Raw genomic sequence first — 1006 nt, 5'->3', positions numbered from 1 at the left:
GGGGCCGACCGGTCAGACCCGACCCGCCGACCCCGCATGCGCCAGCCCGCGCTCGACCGTCGCGGCGATCGACGCGGCGACGCCCTCCGGATCGTCCGACATCGGAACGTGTCCGTCCGCCGAGATCTCCACTCTGGCCTGGGGGAACAGCCTCGACGCCAGGGAGACCTGACGGACCGGGAGAACCAGGTCGAACCGGCCCCACCGGATGGTGATCGGAAGCTCCTCGTCGACCGGCGCGGAGAACACGAAGGTGCCGCGGTCCGCGCGGTCCAGCACCGTGTTGCTGACGATCGCCTCCCCGTCGATCGCCGCCGCCTCCGCCGGATACCGCCACGGCCGGGCGCAGAACGCCGCCATCATCACCGCACGGCCCGCGGCCCGCTCGGTCACGACGGGGATGTGCCGTCCCAGCTTCGCGGCTCCCCGGCGCAGACTCCGGAAGACGGTGATCGTGTACCGCCACTCGGCCTCGGAGCGGAAGAAGCCGGCCGGGGAGAGCGCGGTGACACTGTCCACCAGGCCGCGGGCACCCAACTCGAGCGCGATGAATCCGCCGAGCGAGTTCCCGGCGACGTGGGGGCGCTCCCCGGCGGGCACGAGCTGGGCGATGAGTTCTGTCAGTTGGTCGATCATGTACTCGAGCGCGTCACCGGCCTCGGGCAGATCCGCTGACCTCCCGTGCCCGGGCAAGTCCACCACGACCACTCGGTACCGGTCCGCGAGCAGCGGAACGACCGGGTCCCACGCGTGCGCACGGTGGCAGACACCGTGCATGAGGATGATCGTCGGTCCGGAACCGGTCACCTGGTGATACAAATCCATGCCGGCAGTATCCCTCACAGCGGTAGATGACGCCCCACGACCGCTCGGGATCGTGCTTACATCTCCCATGCGACCGAGGGGACCAACTGGTCAGGGGGCACGACGTGGACACTGGGGCAGGCGAAGTGACGGCGAGGCATCCGGCGCCGCGGGGGCCGGCGCGGTCCGGGGCGGCGAGGGG

1 protein-coding gene is annotated in these 1006 nt (G+C 71.1%); it reads right to left on the bottom strand.

Features of this window, described 5'->3' with window-relative positions:
* Positions 1-12: 12 nt before the first annotated feature.
* Positions 13-825, bottom strand: coding sequence for an alpha/beta fold hydrolase (locus IY392_RS15275; RefSeq protein WP_107757832.1), 813 nt, complete (start codon positions 823-825; stop codon positions 13-15).
* Positions 826-1006 lie beyond the last annotated feature (181 nt).

The sequence above is a fragment of the Dietzia sp. SYD-A1 genome (genome assembly GCF_015356725.1).
In the GTDB taxonomy this organism is placed as follows: Bacteria; Actinomycetota; Actinomycetes; order Mycobacteriales; family Mycobacteriaceae; genus Dietzia.
This window is presented reverse-complemented; position numbering and strand designations above follow the sequence as displayed.